Source organism: Aquimarina megaterium XH134 (assembly GCF_000520975.1).
GTDB classification, from domain to species: domain Bacteria; phylum Bacteroidota; class Bacteroidia; order Flavobacteriales; family Flavobacteriaceae; genus Aquimarina; species Aquimarina megaterium.
Window position 1 is genome coordinate 448,520 of sequence record NZ_JACB01000003.1, and the last position, 17,373, is coordinate 465,892.

General features: G+C 32.7%; 15 protein-coding genes. All 15 read left to right on the plus strand.

From position 1 onward, the window contains the following. The first annotated feature begins 43 nt into the window (after positions 1 to 43). The 15 genes from Z053_RS0104785 to Z053_RS0104855 all read left to right on the plus strand — a co-directional run bounded on the left by Z053_RS0104785 (position 44) and on the right by Z053_RS0104855 (position 17,285). Positions 44 to 550, plus strand: coding sequence for a nuclear transport factor 2 family protein (locus Z053_RS0104785; protein WP_081748214.1), 507 nt, complete (start codon positions 44 to 46; stop codon positions 548 to 550). 17 nt (positions 551 to 567) lie between these two features. Further along, a complete protein-coding gene (locus Z053_RS0104790; protein ID WP_025663903.1) occupies positions 568 to 2,730 on the plus strand; it encodes a DUF5916 domain-containing protein in 2,163 nt (720 codons plus the stop codon). Positions 2,731 to 2,866: 136 nt separating this feature from the next. Next, complete coding sequence (locus Z053_RS0104795; RefSeq protein WP_025663904.1) at positions 2,867 to 3,973, plus strand: serine hydrolase domain-containing protein; 1,107 nt, start codon at positions 2,867 to 2,869, stop codon at positions 3,971 to 3,973. 9 nt (positions 3,974 to 3,982) lie between these two features. Further along, positions 3,983 to 4,312 carry a hypothetical protein gene (locus Z053_RS0104800; RefSeq protein WP_025663905.1) on the plus strand — a complete coding sequence of 110 codons (330 nt, stop codon included), beginning with the start codon at positions 3,983 to 3,985 and terminating at the stop codon, positions 4,310 to 4,312. After that, positions 4,302 to 4,874, plus strand: coding sequence for an RNA polymerase sigma factor (locus Z053_RS0104805; protein ID WP_025663906.1), 573 nt, complete (start codon positions 4,302 to 4,304; stop codon positions 4,872 to 4,874). The genes Z053_RS0104800 and Z053_RS0104805 overlap by 11 nt, the downstream gene beginning before the upstream one ends. Further along, positions 4,871 to 5,224: a hypothetical protein gene (locus Z053_RS0104810; RefSeq protein WP_025663907.1), complete on the plus strand. Its 354-nt coding sequence runs from the start codon at positions 4,871 to 4,873 to the stop codon at positions 5,222 to 5,224. The genes Z053_RS0104805 and Z053_RS0104810 overlap by 4 nt, the downstream gene beginning before the upstream one ends. 220 nt (positions 5,225 to 5,444) lie before the next feature. Further along, entirely contained in the window at positions 5,445 to 6,338 is an 894-nt protein-coding gene (locus tag Z053_RS0104815; protein ID WP_025663908.1) for a phospholipase A, read from the plus strand. A gap of 207 nt (positions 6,339 to 6,545) precedes the next feature. Beyond that, positions 6,546 to 7,862, plus strand: coding sequence for a cation:proton antiporter domain-containing protein (locus Z053_RS0104820; protein WP_025663909.1), 1,317 nt, complete (start codon positions 6,546 to 6,548; stop codon positions 7,860 to 7,862). Continuing rightward, the gene (locus tag Z053_RS0104825; RefSeq protein WP_025663910.1) at positions 7,862 to 8,578 is read left to right on the plus strand and encodes a helix-turn-helix transcriptional regulator; all 717 of its coding nucleotides are present in this window, start codon (positions 7,862 to 7,864) and stop codon (positions 8,576 to 8,578) included. The genes Z053_RS0104820 and Z053_RS0104825 overlap by 1 nt, the downstream gene beginning before the upstream one ends. Positions 8,579 to 8,703: 125 nt before the next feature. Continuing rightward, positions 8,704 to 9,018, plus strand: a complete 315-nt coding sequence (locus Z053_RS27920) for a hypothetical protein (protein WP_051475987.1) — start codon at positions 8,704 to 8,706, stop codon at positions 9,016 to 9,018. A gap of 119 nt (positions 9,019 to 9,137) precedes the next feature. Next, the gene (locus Z053_RS0104835; RefSeq protein WP_035095012.1) at positions 9,138 to 9,938 is read left to right on the plus strand and encodes a DNA alkylation repair protein; all 801 of its coding nucleotides are present in this window, start codon (positions 9,138 to 9,140) and stop codon (positions 9,936 to 9,938) included. 275 nt (positions 9,939 to 10,213) lie between these two features. Continuing rightward, positions 10,214 to 11,623: a glycogen synthase gene (locus Z053_RS0104840; RefSeq protein WP_025663913.1), complete on the plus strand. Its 1,410-nt coding sequence runs from the start codon at positions 10,214 to 10,216 to the stop codon at positions 11,621 to 11,623. Between the two features lies 1 nt (position 11,624). Further along, on the plus strand, positions 11,625 to 12,896 hold the full coding sequence (locus Z053_RS0104845; protein ID WP_025663914.1) for a glucose-1-phosphate adenylyltransferase: 1,272 nt from the start codon (positions 11,625 to 11,627) through the stop codon (positions 12,894 to 12,896). Between the two features lie 5 nt (positions 12,897 to 12,901). Next, a complete protein-coding gene (gene glgB, locus Z053_RS0104850) occupies positions 12,902 to 14,812 on the plus strand; it encodes a 1,4-alpha-glucan branching protein GlgB (protein ID WP_025663915.1) in 1,911 nt (636 codons plus the stop codon). 67 nt (positions 14,813 to 14,879) lie between these two features. Then, a complete protein-coding gene (locus Z053_RS0104855; RefSeq protein WP_025663916.1) occupies positions 14,880 to 17,285 on the plus strand; it encodes a glycoside hydrolase family 31 protein in 2,406 nt (801 codons plus the stop codon). Positions 17,286 to 17,373 lie beyond the last annotated feature (88 nt).

Below are 17,373 nucleotides of genomic sequence, written 5' to 3' on the forward strand. Positions count from 1 at the left end.
AGAGTATCAACCATAGTTTTGATTAAACTTAAAATATAAATCTATGAAACGTCTATTTTTTACTACGTTCCCTTTTTGTTTTTTACTTGTTTTATCACAATACAAGATGATGAACCATGATAAAACTATTATAAACAACGATACACTTCTTTATAAGAGTACAAACGAAATAGTCAAAACAAACCATTCATTTTCAGAAAAGGAAATGATTGAAAAAACGCTTAATAATTATATTCAAGGGAGTTCTTATAATGAATTAGAAAAACTAGAAAGTGCTTTTGCTGCAGATGCATCTTTATACCTTACAGTAAAAGGTACCTTTAAAAGATTAACTCCAGTAGATTATCTCAATTATTTTAAGAATAAGAAAAAAGGAGTCTATAACGGACGAACAGGAAATATTCTATCAATCGAGATATATCGAGATATAGCCACAGCCAAAGTCGAAATTTTTATTCCGGAGAGAAAAACAAAACTAATGGATCTTTTTCTATTAAAAAAGCTAAAAGGTGATTGGAAAATAATTACTAAAACAGCTACAAAGCTATAGGTTTCTAAATTTTATATATGAAAAAAATATTTTTGATAGCACTTTGTTTTTTATCTGCTTTGCATACTCAGGCACAAACAAAAACCATTCAATTTAAGAAGGCTACAATTACAATAGATGGCCAGTTAAATGAATCTATTTGGAAAGAACTTCCTGAGTATTCTGGTTTTTATAATTATATGCCAATAGATGAAGGTTTAGCAGAAAATCAAACATCGGTACAACTATTTCATAATGGAGAATATTTATATGTAAGCTTAATTTATAATGATACTACTCCAAAAACACAGGTTAGTTCTTTAAAAAGAGATGTTCCTATTGGATTAAGCGATGGATTTGCCATGGTTTTAGATACACAAAATCAACAACAAAATGCGTATTATTTTTCGGTAAATAGCTACAGTACACAAATAGACGGCATTGTAGAACGCATTAATGAAGGATACGATTTTAGCACAAGTTGGAATACGATATGGAAAGCTAAAGCCTTTATGAACGGTAAGCAAAAACAATATGAAATAGCTATTCCCTTAAAAGCATTAAACTTTGATACGAATAATGCTGTTTTCGGAGTTCAGTTTTATGTTAGGGATATTAAAAATAATTCCTGGACTATTTTAAAAAATGTAAAACGTAATTATCGCCTTTTTGATTTACGGTTTACCGAAAAAATGACCGTTGAAGCTTTACCCAATACATCAAATTCTCGTTTTACAACAACACCGTCTATTACTGCAAACTATCAGAATGATGTTGTAGAGGATGATACAGAAACTACAGTTAAACCAAGCTTGGATGTGCAATACAATGTAACCTCTTCTCTTCGATTAGATGCCACAATAAACCCTGATTTTTCACAAATCGACATTGATCAACAAGTAACAAACTTAACCCGATTCTCGGTTTTTTTCCCAGAAAGGCGTAATTTTTTTCTCGAAAACTCTGACCTATTTTCAAATCTGGGTGTTGATGGTGTGAATCCTTTTTACTCAAGACGTATAGGAGCAAAATCAGATATTCAATTCGGGTTAAAATTATCAGGAAATGTATCTCCAAAAACCAGAATCGGAATTCTAAACGTACAAACTGATAAAGAAAATGAAATCGCTTCAGAAAATTTTGGAGCTCTTGTTACCGAACAACAACTATCAAAAAACTTTACCACAACTGGTTTTTTTATCAATCGACAACAAACCGATAAATTTGAATTCACAAATGACTATAATCGAGTAGCAGGTATCAATCTAAATTATAAATCTGATGATAATAAATGGCTTGGCCTAGCAAATTTTGGAAAAAGTTTCAATAATGGAATTTCTAAAGACAATAACTTTTATAATGCAGGAATTTGGTTTAATAAAAGAGGATTAGAATGGAATGCTGCAATCAAAAATGTAGGTAAAAACTATATAACCGATGTTGGTTTTACACCAAGATTGTATAATTATGATGCTATTAATGATGTTGTGGTAAGAGAAGGGTATACCCAAACTACAGTAGGAATAGAATACCAGAAATTTTATGAAAAATCTAAAACAGTAAACTCTATTCGTTATTTAAATTATAGCAATGATACCTATTTAGACGAACATGGTAAATTGAGCCAGTCATCACATTTCTTAAACTCTGCTATATTTTTTAAAAATCTATCAGCTTTATATTATGTATTTAGATATGAGTATGTTGATTTAAAGTATGGTTTTGATCCATTAGGAAATGGTAATTCATTAATTCCAGATGAGTACCGCTTTGGGATTTTAAGAATAGGGTACAACTCAGCCAACAATCAAAAATTTAGATATCGTTTTAATCTTCGAACTGGAAATTATTATAGCGGAAAAAGGATAGCTGCAGGAACGTATCTAAATTATCAGTTATTACCTTTTGCGAATTTAGAACTAAGATATGATATTAATAAAATTGATTTAAATCTACTAGGGAAAGAAACTTTTCATTTAGCTCGTTTTACAGGGCAAATTTTCTTTTCTAATCGATTAAACTGGACTACCTATGTGCAATACAATACACAGCGAGATAATTTTAACATCAATAGTAGGTTACAATGGGAATACAAACCTTTATCATATGTATATTTGGTTGTTTCTGACAATTATAATAAAAACATTACCCGTACAAACTGGGGAATCGCCTTTAAAATGAATTATCGCTTTGATTTTTAATCAAAAGAAAAAGAATAGGAAAATGTATATAAAAGGTTACAAGTTAAAATCTAATTTGTAACCTTTTTTTTAATCGTCTTGTCAAATACATGTGAATTCGCAATACCATAGTTACTCACATTTAAAATTTGATAAAATGAATCAATTAAAACAAATTTCTATAGCATATATATTGTTATTCATAACAATGTCAGGAATATCTTTTGGACAAACTAATTCTGAATTTATAAGAGTTCCTGACGGCAGAAATATTAACGTCTTTAAACTTAACCAACATTTAGAAAAAGCAATGGACTCTATAGGAGTGCCGGGCCTTTCTATTGCCATAGTAAATAATAACAAAATTGTATATCATAATACATTTGGAGTTGTGAATAATAAGACACAGGAGCCTGTAACCAAGCAAACTATCTTTGAAGCAGCCTCTCTCTCTAAACCATTGTTTGCATATTTTATAATGAAAATGGCAGAAATGGGTAAGATTGATATAGATAAACCAATTTATCCATATCTTAAAGCTATATTTCCTGCAGGAGTTATTGCTAAAGAATCTTTTGAAGCGTATAAGACTTTAACTCCTCGCATTATAATGTCTCATGGTACAGGAATTCCTAATTGGGTCAAAGGGCCTATCAAAATAGCTTTCAAACCCGGAACAGATTTTTCTTATTCTGGTGAAGCGTATCAACATTTAGGAGCCGCTTTGGGGACAAAATTAGATATTGGATGGGGCAGTGCACTAGACTCTCTTTTTCTTAAAGAAGCAGCACGTCCCATCGGTATGGATAGAAGTTTTTATACTTGGAATGATATATTAGAAAACCATGCAGCTAAGGGACATATGAAAGGTAAAGTAAACCTGGAAATGCATAGAGATAAAAAAGTAGGGCCTGGATATAGTTTGCAGTCTGATGCCCGGGATTATGCTTTGTTTTTGATAGAAATGATGAATCCCAGGAATATAAAAAAACAGACTCGAGATGAAATGCTTAAAGAGCATAATCATTTTAAATCAGATAACAAACTTTTAAAAGAAACAGGACAGACAGGTTGGGGGCTCGGTTTTGCTCAGAAACCTACACCATATGGAATGATGCATTTACATACAGGAAACAATCAAGACTTTCAGGCATATACCATGTTTATTCCAAATCAGGAATACGGGTTTGTAATGTTTGGGAATTCGGATAATTTGTTTCCTTTACTAGAAACAATAGAACAACTTTTAGGAGAACATTTTTAAGATAATCATATGAACAATTTAAATGAATTTTTAGGATTTATTACCATTATTATAGCAGCAATACTTCTTGTTTTTATAATTGCCAGATATAACTACCTCATTAAAAAAGCAATGATAGAGAAAGGGATGTACCTGGATCAAAAAACTAATAAATTCAAATACCTTGATATTGGGTGTATTGTATTTGGATTAGGAATAGGGTTATTGGTTTCATCTCTGTTTACTACAATGAACTTATTAGAAGACACTGCAGATTTATTGGTTTGGGGTACGATTTTAATTTTTGCTGCTGGTGGATTAGTAGTTGCTCATTTTATAAGAAAGAAACTTGAGAAATAATCCTACACAACAGGATTACGAACTAATTCGTAAGATAAACAAAGGTGATACATCTGCTTTTAGACAACTTGTCTATATACATAAAGATGTATCACTTTCTTTGGCTTCTTCTATTATAAAAGATTCAAGTATTGCAGAGGATGTAGTGCAAGATGTATTTATTAAAGTGTATCATAAATTAGATACGTTTAGCTTCAAATCTTCATTTGCTACCTGGTTGTATAGAATTGTTGTTAATACATGTTACAATCAATTAAAAAAACAAAAGCAAAATGTATCCCTAAGTGTTATTGAGGATGCAGCTATTATCATTTCAGAAGAAAAAAGCATACTAAGTGAAGCCGACCAAAAGAAATACATCAATCTGGCATTACAAAAATTACGCCCGGATGAGTCTTTATTATTGCGGCTTTTTTATCTCTGTGAGTTAAGTATTAAAGAAATAGAAGAGATTACCGGCTTTAAACCTTCAAAAATCAAAGTCGATTTACATAGAGGTAGAGAAAATATACATTTTCAATTAAAACGATTACTAGGAAACGATTTAAAACATTTGCTATGAAAGAAGAAGAATTAAAAAAAATCATGAGTAAGAGTACCATAGAAACCTCAGATGATTTTATAAATACACTCATGAATACTATTGAAGTAGATCAAAAAAATAAAGAAACGTCTTTTTGGTGGTCATTTAAGCCTATTTTGATTACATGTTCAATTTTAATACTAACCATAACATTCATTCTTTTTAAATTTTTAAACTATAGCAATATTTCTTTAAGTGTACTAACCAAAATTCCTAAAACACCCGTGTTTGTTGTTGTTACATTAGTACTCTTATTTTATATAAATTCTATTATAAGATTAAACGAGTATCGCGGTACAAAAAACAGATTTGATAATAAATTTAAATAATGTCAAATTTAGATCAATAGCTAATGAATAATAAATGTGCATAAAAGGGGATCATTCGTCTTTGGTGTACAAATAATTACTATATTTCTTAAATAATTACTTGTTAAAAGTATGTATATTTATCCCATCCTACATTTTTAAAATTACAATATACCTCATTTAGAATATTTAGGAATCATTTTCGATATAGTTAAGTATTAAGAATAAGAAAATTGCACTGGTGAAAGTATTTATTTCTCTAACTTTATTGGTTTTTACCTATTCTTTTAGTTTAGGACAAACCATAATTCACGATCCGGGAGGAAATTTGTCTCAACGCTGGCAAATCAATAATGATACTATTAAACTTTTTAAAATAGTGCCATACAAACCCGTTTATTTTTTACTGGCCAATTATACTAGCGATATAAATAATCAACCCGTAAGCGATAATCCAATAAATTCTGTAGATGAACCTTCTGATTTTACTAATACCGAATTAAAATTTCAACTTAGTTTTAAAACCAAGGCTATACGAAATATATTTGGTAAAAAGATTGGTGGGGATTTATGGGTTGCCTATACCCAGTCCTCACGCTGGCAACTTTACAGTGCACATATTTCAAGACCTTTTAGAGAAACCAATTACGAGCCAGAATTCATGTTAACTTTTCCTACAACTTATAAAATATGGGGATTAAATGGGGTCTTTGCAGGTATTGGTATTAATCATCAAAGTAATGGAAGATCAAATCCCTTATCCAGAAGTTGGAACAGGGTTGTTTTACAGGTTGGGTGGGAGACTCCTTCTTTGAGCATCGTATTGAAACCTTGGTGGCGTGTACAAGAAACTCCCATAGAAGACAACAACCCGGGAATAGAGAATTATATAGGACGTGTTGAACTTTTATCTGCATTCTCAAAAGGAAGACATGATATTAGTATAACAGCAAGACATTCTCTAAGAGGGGGAAGTAGAAATCGAGGTAGTATTAGATTGGATTACGCAATTAAAGTATTAGACCTATTACAAATTCATGCTCAAGTATTTCATGGGTACGGAGAAAGCCTTATTGATTATAACCATAAACAAACTACTGTTGGGGTAGGACTATCCCTTTTGCAATGGAGGTAATATTTTTTGAAACAATGTAAATAGTTGTTTAGCTAGTACAATTGATTGTTATAAAAATTGTCTGATTTTTTTGATAAAAACCTCTTTCTCTGGTGTATACTTATATGAAACTATAAAGTAGTTGATAGGAGCTCTTTTACTTTAAAATAATTTACTATCTTTTCATACGTTTATAGATCATCTAATATAATCAACCAAGACCTCTCTATGGAAATTTTCTCTTCTTACAATGTTATTATAGGAATTTCGCTTATTATTATTTTATCTTTTATTTTTAATGGAGTTGCTAAAAAAACTAATGTTCCTGCGGTACTATTATTAATCATTCTGGGGATTATCATACAGTATATTCTTAAAGCTTTTGGTGGGGACACGATTGATTTTTTTCCAATGCTCGAAGTATTGGGTATTGTCGGGTTGATTATGATCGTTCTCGAGGCTGCCTTAGAATTAGAGTTAAAAAGCGATAAACTTATGCCCATTCTCAAATCAATGGCAATTGCATTAATAGGATTGGTCGCTTCTACATTTATAGCAGCTGTAATTTTAAAAGCATTAGTAAAAGGAATGACAATGCAATCCGCATGGTTATACGCAACACCATTATCGATATTATCCAGTGCAATTATTATACCCAGCGTATCATCACTACCTATTGCAAAAAAAGAATTTCATATCTATGAAAGTACATTTTCTGATATTCTGGGAATTATGTTGTTTTATTTCCTTACCGGAAGACTAAACCCGGCAGAAGACTCGGGAGTAGGCGGTTTTTTTCTTAACCTAATACTTACGATTGTGATTTCATTAGTAGCTAGTTATGCTATTATTCTCATATTTCAGAAAATCAAAAGCCAGGTAAAACTGTTTTTACTTATTGCTGTACTACTGTTATTGTATGCTTTAGGAAAAAAAATGCATTTATCATCATTAATAATCATTCTGATTTTTGGATTAGTAATTGCCAATATGAAATTATTTTTTCAAGGAAAACTTAGAGGATATCTTCATCTCGAAAAAGCAAAATCTATTTATCATGAATTACATGTAATTACTGCCGAAACGGCCTTTGTAGTGCGTACATTATTCTTTGTGATTTTTGGGATAACCATTGTGCTTTCTTCTTTATTAAGTCTAAAAGTTACTCTGATTAGTCTTTTGATATTAATCTCTATTTATGTTATACGATATGGATTGCTACGTCTTTTTATGGGGAAAGATATTTCACCCCAATTGTTTATTGCACCAAGAGGATTGATCACAGTACTTTTATTTTATGCTATTCCTGCAGAAGCCGTAATTGAAGGATTTGAACCGGGCATATTATTATTTGTGATTATAGGTACCAGTTTAATCATGACCGGAGGTATGATAAGAGATAAAAAAATGAACCCAAATCAAGAATTGGAAACAACAGAACCCAAAGAAAGTATAGAAGAAACCGAATACTTTATTAATAATACAACAGATCTAAGTGAAATTGATGATGCTTTGCCATCATCTGATGAACATGAAACCGAATAATGAAACGTTTACATCGATTAACTGCCATATTAGTAAAATTACAATCCAAAAAAGTTGTTCAGGCAGCAGAATTAGCGAATAAGTTTGAGGTAAGTTTACGTACCATATATAGGGATATGCAAGCGCTCACCGATGCTGGAGTACCGATTGGAGCAGAAGCAGGAACAGGATACTATCTGGTAGATGGATATTCCCTGCCACCCGTTATGTTTACAGAAAAAGAGGCAAATGCATTACTTACCGCTTCCAAGATCATAAAAACAAACAATGATCAATCTTTGATTAATGAATATCAAGAAGCTATAGATAAGGTAATTGCAGTACTTAAAACTACACAAAAAGAAAAACTTAAAATTCTTGAAGAACGTGTTTTTACGTATAACAATACTGTAATTCGTACAAGTACTTCTTTATCGGTTATTCAACAAGCAATTACAGATTTTAGAGTGCTCGAAATCCAATATACCAAAGCATCTGGAGAGTATAGTAAAAGATTAATCGAACCGCTTGGAGTATATTTTACTAACAATACCTGGATCATGATTGCGCATTGCAGATTAAGAAAAGACTATCGCGAATTTAGAACAGATCGTATTCTTAATCTTATTGAAACTCAGGAGCTTTTTTCTCCAAAACATTTTAGCCTCGAGGACTATTACAAAAAAAGAGCCGAGGAGTGTGATTTTTCGACTTTTCCAAAAGAAAAATACTACTGACATAGGGTTGTCACAGGTGTGATTTAGTTTTGATGAAAATCATAAATCATAAACAATTAATCCTAATCATTATGATAAGCCTATTGTTTAATTGTACAACAAAACCAAATCAAAACCCTGTATTAATGAAAACCAGAAGTAAAGTAGTAGAAGTCGTATTGTTTGAAGTCAATCCCGGATACTCACAGCAAGAAGCTGAAAAAGCATTAGCTTCTCTAAATGATGTATTAAAATTATATTACGGATTTATAGAAAGAACCACAGCAAAAAATGGAGATGGAAAATATATCGATATTGTATATTGGAGCGATATGAAATCTGCTAAAGATGCAGCTACAGGTATTATGAAAAACGATATAGCAACTTCTGCTTTTAGTATCATTAAACAAGAATCTGTTCAAATGCATCACTTTGATACATTTAATCACTTTGAAGAGTAATTCTTCTTTTTAATTACCAAAAAACCCTCTTTTAATGAAGGGGGTTAAGCAATCTCATGCTTCTATCTTAAATACTATTTTGCTACATTTGAAAAGTATCTCACTCACATATCATTATTATGATCCCAGAACATATTCTCAATAGAAAAGGTGCCAGAAGTTTTAAAGACCTTGATGATGAAGTTATATCTTATTTAAATAAAGGATTGATCCAAACAGCAAATCTTATGGAGTGGCTTACCGTAGACCAGTTGACACTCTTAAAAAAAATCCTCGATGATATAAAAAAACCAGATTGGTATGATAATTTTTATGAAGCAGTATCTGCCCAAAAAAAACCTTCTGCTAATGCTAATACCAAAGTTATAGGAACGACGTTTCTAGAACTAACCAATGATCAAAGTATTGTTGATTACCTTTCTAATCATATTTCTGATGTTCCCAGATGTTGGGCTACCTATTGGGTAGGTCTTAGAGAAAGTAAAATCGATAAAAAACTCGAAGCCATTGCTCCTTATGCAGCAGATTTACACTTTGGAGTTAGGGAAGTAGCTATATTTTCCTGTAAAGAAGGTATTATAGAACATCTTGATATGGCTATTAATATTTTATCAGAATGGACTTCTAGCAATGATGAAAATATTAGACGATATGCAGTAGAAGCTACACGCCCTATAGGAGTGTGGACAAAAAAAATAGATGAACTAAAAGAACACCCAGAAAAAGGAATCTCACTATTAGATCCTCTTAAATCTGATCCTTCTAAATATGTTAGGGATTCTGTTGCCAATTGGCTCAATGACGCCAGTAAATCCAGACCAGAATGGGTGAAAAATGTATGTTCAAGATGGGCAAAAGAATCCACGACCAAAGAAACACAGTATATTCTAAAAAAAGCATTACGAACTATTAATAAGTAAAGTTCTTTATTACAATAAATGTAGTTGTTTTTACTTTTTTTGCATGACCAAGTTTTGAATTATCAGTAGTTAGAAAATGATATCATCTAATCCATTCTATTGCGAATTCTTCATTGAATGTTGATAATGAAATTTTTTGGTTATTTTTTTATTAAATAATCATTAACACTGCTTGTTTTTGAGATAACTTCAGCCGGTATCTATTGGGTTTTTCATAGTTTTAAATGATTTTTAAATCAATAAAAACAGATTAAAAAAATAGGTTCGTTTTATTCATGAATATTTTTCATATAAGTTTTGAATGTTATCCCATTGCCAAAGTTGGCGGGCTTGCAGATGTTGTAGGTGCTTTGCCAAAATATCAAAACAAAATGGAGCTTGCAACTAGCGTAATAACTCCGTTTTATGATAACCAGTTTGTCAAAGATTCGAAACAAAAAACTATATATAAGAGTACAATACAGTTAGGAGAAATTACTTATCCATATAGTATAGAAAAAGTACAATCTCCTGATATTGGATTCAATGCATATTTGGTATATATCAAGGATATATTAGATAGACCTAATGTGTATAATTATGAAGATGATGCAGAACGATGTATTACTTTTCAATTAGCGGTTCTAGACTGGATAATAACTCTAGAAAAGATGCCCGATATAGTTCACTGTCACGATCACCATACTGCATTGATTCCATTTTTGATGACTCATGCAAACCCATATACAAATCTTCGGGAAATACCTACGATTTTGACCATTCATAATGCACAATATCAAGGGCAGTTATCGTACGATAAACTACATTATTTACCTGCTTTCAATAGAGAAAAAATAGGGCTGCTAGATTGGGATAACTGTATTAATCCCCTAGCTTCAGGAATAAAATGTGCTTGGAGAGTGACTACGGTTTCCCCAAGTTATATGGAAGAACTGCAAGAAAATGCAAATGGTCTGGAAGGGCTTTTAAGACATGAAAGAAAAAAATGTATAGGAATCCTCAATGGAATTGATACCCATACCTGGGATCCCGAGACAGACCCAATGCTAATAAGTAACTTCCAAAGAACTAATGTGGTTTCTGGTAGAAAGGAAAATAAAAAATGGATTTGTAATCATTTTGATCTAGATATAGACAAACCTCTTTTTGGTTTCATAGGACGATTAGTAGGAGAAAAAGGAGCAGATCTATTACCAGATATCATTAAAGAATCACTACATACTACCGATATAAACATTATGATTTTGGGCTCAGGAAATTCTGAAACCGAAGAACAATTGCAGGTACTACAAGAAAAATTTGCTGGTAGATATAATACATACATTGGGTATGACGAAAAATTATCTCATATCATTTATGCAGGTGTAGACTTTTTATTAATGCCATCTCGTGTAGAACCTTGTGGCCTTAATCAGATGTATGCATTACGATATGGGGCCATTCCTATAGTTAGAAGAATAGGAGGGCTTAAGGACACAGTTATAGATATAGGTGAAGAAGGTTTTGGGATATGTCATGATAATGCTTCTGTACAAGATGTTTGCTATGCAATAGAACGTGCGGTAGTTCTATATAAGGATCAAGAAAAATATAAAGAAATACAAAAACAGATTATGAAAATCGATCACTCATGGGATCGATCTGCTCATCAATATATCGCCATATATGAATCACTAATACCATAAAATGATCAACAAAAAAGTTCTTGCCATTATTTTAGGAGGAGGCCAGGGAACCCGATTATCCCCTCTTACAGATCAACGATCTAAACCTGCAGTATCTATAGCTGGAAAGTACCGATTAGTAGATATTCCTATTTCTAATTGTATACATTGTGATATAAAAAGAATGTTTGTGCTTACCCAGTTTAACTCTGCATCCTTAAATAGGCATATTAAGAATACTTATATTTTTAGCAATTTTAGCGATGCTTTTGTTGATATTCTGGCAGCAGAACAGACTCCGGATAATAAAACATGGTATCAAGGTACTGCAGATGCAGTACGCCAATCGATGTATCAACTATTAAATCATGAGTTTGAATATGCATTGATCTTATCTGGTGATCAGCTATATCAAATGGATTTTAATGAGATGCTGGATGCTCATGTAGATAAAGGAGCCGACATATCAATTGCAACTATACCTGTTAAATCGAAGGAAGCTACCCAGTTTGGAATCCTAAAAACCGATGAGAATAGTTTTATCTCTTCTTTTGTAGAAAAACCAGAGCTGAAAGAACTTTCTGGATGGGAGTCTGAAGTTAGTAATGAAATGAAAAATGAAAACAGGCACTATCTGGCATCTATGGGGATTTATATATTTAATAAACAACTCTTGGTTGATATTTTATCTAATCCTGATACTATTGACTTTGGAAAAGAAATTATTCCCGAGGCAATTTCAAAAAATAAAGTATTGGCATATCAATATGAAGGATATTGGACAGATATAGGGAATGTACCCGCTTTTTTCGAAGCAAATATTAACTTAACCGATGATATTCCTCAATTCGATTTATTTAACAAAGAACATTCGGTTTTAACCAGGCCACGCATACTTCCTCCTTCAAAAATTTCGGGTACCCGATTAAACAAATCCATGATTGCAGAAGGTTGTATTATTAATGCTAAAGAAATAGAACGTTCTGTGATTGGTATTCGTTCTAGAATAGGAAACGATACAATGATCAAAAATACTTATATGATAGGAAGTAACACCTATCAGAATATAAATGAATTAGAAAATGATCGAGACAATGGGATTCCGCCGATAGGTGTAGGAGATCGATGTTCTATTACCAATACCATTATCGATAAGGATGCCAGGATAGGAAATGATGTTGTTATTAATGGAGGTATGCATCTTGAAGATATTGAACAAGATTCGTATGTGATAAGAGAAGGTGTTGTTGTTATAAAAAAGGGAACTGTAATTCCTGATGGATTTAAACTGTAGTTTATATGGATAGTGTGCTTCCTTTTAGTTTCTTTTCAGAATTTGATATTAATCTTTTTAAAACAGGTAAACACTATCGTTTATACGAAAAATTTGGTTCTCACATCACTACAGTTGATGGAGTAGAAGGTACTTATTTTTCTGTTTGGGCACCTTCGGCAAAATCTGTTTCTGTAATTGGAGATTTTAATCATTGGGTAGAAGGAAAACATCAATTATATGTACGATGGGATGAGTCTGGAATATGGGAAGGTTTTATTCCAAACATAGGAAAAGGAAGTGTATATAAGTATAAAATTCACTCTAACCATAATGATATTAAGACAGAAAAGGCAGATCCTTATGCCAGACGGTGCGAACATCCTCCAAAAACAGCTTCTGTTGTCTGGGATGATAATTATAATTGGGAAGATGTAGTATGGATGAATAAACGCAAGGAGCATAATGCTCTTGATGCTCCTTATTCTATTTATGAAGTGCATTTGGGTTCCTGGAAAAAAAAGACAGAAGAAAATCGATCTTTATCATATATAGAACTGTCTGATGAATTGGTTTCTTATGTTAAAGAAATGCAGTTTACCCATGTAGAATTGATGCCAGTGATGGAGTACCCTTATGATCCCTCATGGGGATACCAGATTACCGGATATTTTGCGCCCACATCTCGTTTTGGATACCCAGAAGAATTTAAAGTATTAATAGATAAGCTTCATCAAAACGATATTGGAATTATCTTAGACTGGGTACCGTCGCATTTTCCCGAGGATACTCATGGTCTTGGTTTTTTTGATGGAACATGTCTCTATGAACATCCAGATAAGAAAAAAGGATACCATCCCGATTGGAAAAGTCTAATATTTAACTACGAAAGAAATGAGGTAAAAAGTTTTCTGATTAGTAACGCCATTTTTTGGCTGGATCAGTATCATGCTGATGGGTTACGAGTAGATGCTGTAGCTTCTATGCTATTTTTGGATTATTCTCGTGAAGATGGAGAATGGGAACCCAATATATATGGCGGGAAAGAAAACCTCGAAGCTATTGCTTTTATGAAAGAATTAAATGAAGAAGTATACCGTAGTTTTCCTGATGTACAAACCATAGCAGAAGAATCTACATCGTTCCCTATGGTTTCCAAACCCACTTATCTGGGAGGATTAGGGTTTGGGATGAAATGGATGATGGGGTGGATGCATGATACATTACAGTATTTTGCAAAAGAGCCAATTTATAGAAAACACCATCAGAATGACCTTACCTTTAGTATGACCTATGCATTTACCGAAAATTTTATGCTTCCGCTATCACATGATGAAGTAGTTCATGGTAAAAGCAGTATAATTGGAAGAATGCCAGGAGATGAATGGCAGCAGTTTGCTAACCTTAGACTGCTATATACGTATATGTTCACACATCCGGGAGCAAATCTGCTTTTTATGGGAGCAGAACTAGGACAGCGAGAAGAATGGGATTTTCAGAATAGCTTAGATTGGTATGTGCTTCAGTATACCTATCATTCTGGAATTCAGAAAATAATAAAAGATTTAAATATATTATATAGGAAACACCCTGCATTATATCAACAACAATTTAGTACTTCTGGTTTTGAATGGATAAGTTATGATGATCATGAGAATTCGGTAATTGCATATATCAGAAAAGGAAATGATAAAGAAGATCCTTTGATTATTGTTTGCAATTTTACGCCAATACCAAGAACAAATTATCGTATAGGACTGCCTGGTAAAGGAAGATTAATACCATTATTTAATAGTGATGCTATAGTATATGGAGGTAGTGGTATTTCTAACCAAAAAGAAATAGCTATAGAAGTAAAAAAATGGCATTACCAAAAATATTCTGTAGAGATTATCATTCCACCATTAGCAGCTGTTGTATTTAAAATCAATACGTAAGTATATAATAATTTTATAAACAATTAGGAGTTTCCCAAATCTAACTAATCGAAAAAAGAGAACAGATATGATTATCAATACAGAACTAGAACAAAAAGGAAATTTGTTTCCTGGTAAGATCATTTCCTTTTCGCAACATGTAGATACTCTAAATTTTACTACAGAAAACGGAGTAATTCTACAGGTTACCATTCTAAGAGGAAGTGTAATTCGTTTTCGATATGCAACCGATAATAATTTTGAAAAAGATTTCTCTTATGCTATAAGTGAAACAGGAGCTAGAGGATATAGTATGTTAAAAGTCGATGAGACTGATGCAGAATACACCATTACAACTTCAAAAATTAGTATTTGTATTGCTAAAGCAAATATTCATGTAACTATTTATGATAATGAAAATAACATTATTTGTAAAGATGACTGGGGTTTTCATTGGGAGCAAAGCTATGAATATGGAGGGAATATTGTAAAAATGAGTAAATCTGCACCTCAGGGTGAGTGCTACTATGGCCTTGGTGATAAACCAATGCATCTTAATCTAAAAGGAAAACGTGTAGAAAATTGGGCAACCGATCAATATGCCTTTGGCAAAGACCAGGATCCACTATATAAGAGCGTTCCCTTTTATATCGGAATGTATGAAGAAAGAGCCTATGGGATATTTTTTGACAATACGTTCAAAACCTTTTTTGATTTTTGTCATGAGAGACGTAATGTAACCAGCTTTTGGGCTCAGGGAGGAGAGATGAACTATTATTTCTTTTATGGGCCAAATATGCAAGATGTGGTAACACGATATACAGATCTAACTGGTAAGCCCGAATTACCACCACTATGGGCTTTGGGGTATCATCAATGTAAATGGAGTTATTATCCAGAGAAAAAAGTAAAAGAAGTAACTCATAAGTTTAGAGAGCTTCAAATCCCTTGTGATGCCATATATCTTGATATTGATTATATGGATGGTTTCAGGTGTTTTACCTGGAATAAAGAATATTTTCCTGATCCCAAACGTATGGTTGCAGAGTTGGCAGAAGATGGATTTAAAACAGTGGTTATCATTGATCCCGGAATTAAGATTGACGACGAATACGATGTGTATCAGGAAGCGATGAAAAATGATTATTTCTGTAAAAGAGCCGATGGCCCCTATATGCGAGGAAAAGTATGGCCCGGAGAATGTTTCTTCCCAGATTTTACCAATCCAAAAGTAAGAGAATGGTGGGCTGGATTATTTAAAGAAATAATTGATGAAATAGGAGTGAAAGGAGTGTGGAATGATATGAATGAACCTGCCGTGATGGAGGTTCCCGGAAAAACATTTCCAGATGATGTACGCCATAGTTATGATGGTAATTATTGCAGTCATAGAAAAGCACATAATATATATGGCACGCAAATGGCCAGAGCCACTTATGAAGGAGTAAAACGATTTGCATATCCTAAGCGACCTTTTATTATTACACGATCTGCATATTCTGGAGCACAACGTTATACTTCTTCATGGACAGGAGATAATGTGGCTACCTGGGAGCATCTGTGGATTGCCAATATTCAGGCACAGCGTATGAGCATGAGTGGTATGTCATTTACAGGTAGTGATATTGGGGGATTTGCAGAGCACCCAACAGGAGAACTATATGCCCGATGGATTCAACTGGGAGTATTCCATCCGTTCTGTCGTACACATTCCTCTGGAGATCACGGTAATCAGGAACCTTGGACTTTTGGAGAAGAAGTGGTAGATGTTACCAGAAAATATGTAGAATTACGATATCAACTATTGCCATATTTGTATACCATGTTCTGGGAATATGCAGAGGCAGGAATCCCAATGCTAAAATCTTTGGTATTATATGACCAGGAAGATTTACAAACTCATTATAGGACCGATGAATTTATATTTGGAAACCAAATTTTGGTATGTCCAATACAAGAGCCTAATGCCAAAGGTAGAAGAATGTACATTCCAAAAGGATATTGGTATAACTACTGGACTAGAACATATGTAAAAGGAGGGAAAGAACAATGGGTAGATGCTGATCTGGATATTATTCCATTATTTATTAAAGAAGGAGCAATTATACCTAAATATCCAATACAACAGTACGTAGGAGAAAAGAAGGTCGAAGAATTAAAACTAGAAGCATACTATAAACTAGGAAACAAAGAGGTATCCAAAGTTTATGAGGATGCCCAGGATGGGTATGATTATGCCAAAGGAAGATATAGTCTTAGAAGTTTTTCCTTTACAGGGAAAGAAAATGAAGTTATTATTCAACAACATAAAGATGGTAGTTATGTTACAGAATATGAAACGATGCAAATAGAACTGGTAGGGCTTCCCTTTAAAATAAATGAAATTGAAATTGACAATGTTGTAGTTTCATTTGAAAGTGTGTGTTTTGATGCCAAGAATAATATACTAAGTGTTCCTAAAGGTTTTACAGAACTTCATATTATAGCGAAGTAATTACCTTTTATCGAACAATAAAGCATTATATAGATTTTTTGAAAGAAATATTAGCTATTGTTTTTTGAAGGTAGCCTGTTATTTTCGT

Coding starts and splice junctions, on each gene's coding strand:
- Z053_RS0104855 (WP_025663916.1), top strand. CDS start 14,880: ATGATTATCAATACAGAACTAGAACAAAAAGGAAATTTGTTTCCTGGT.
- Z053_RS0104795 (WP_025663904.1), top strand. CDS start 2,867: ATGAATCAATTAAAACAAATTTCTATAGCATATATATTGTTATTCATA.
- Z053_RS0104785 (WP_081748214.1), top strand. CDS start 44: ATGAAACGTCTATTTTTTACTACGTTCCCTTTTTGTTTTTTACTTGTT.
- glgB (WP_025663915.1), top strand. CDS start 12,902: ATGGATAGTGTGCTTCCTTTTAGTTTCTTTTCAGAATTTGATATTAAT.
- Z053_RS27920 (WP_051475987.1), top strand. CDS start 8,704: ATGAAAACCAGAAGTAAAGTAGTAGAAGTCGTATTGTTTGAAGTCAAT.
- Z053_RS0104825 (WP_025663910.1), top strand. CDS start 7,862: ATGAAACGTTTACATCGATTAACTGCCATATTAGTAAAATTACAATCC.
- Z053_RS0104820 (WP_025663909.1), top strand. CDS start 6,546: ATGGAAATTTTCTCTTCTTACAATGTTATTATAGGAATTTCGCTTATT.
- Z053_RS0104790 (WP_025663903.1), top strand. CDS start 568: ATGAAAAAAATATTTTTGATAGCACTTTGTTTTTTATCTGCTTTGCAT.
- Z053_RS0104800 (WP_025663905.1), top strand. CDS start 3,983: ATGAACAATTTAAATGAATTTTTAGGATTTATTACCATTATTATAGCA.
- Z053_RS0104840 (WP_025663913.1), top strand. CDS start 10,214: ATGAATATTTTTCATATAAGTTTTGAATGTTATCCCATTGCCAAAGTT.
- Z053_RS0104835 (WP_035095012.1), top strand. CDS start 9,138: ATGATCCCAGAACATATTCTCAATAGAAAAGGTGCCAGAAGTTTTAAA.
- Z053_RS0104845 (WP_025663914.1), top strand. CDS start 11,625: ATGATCAACAAAAAAGTTCTTGCCATTATTTTAGGAGGAGGCCAGGGA.
- Z053_RS0104810 (WP_025663907.1), top strand. CDS start 4,871: ATGAAAGAAGAAGAATTAAAAAAAATCATGAGTAAGAGTACCATAGAA.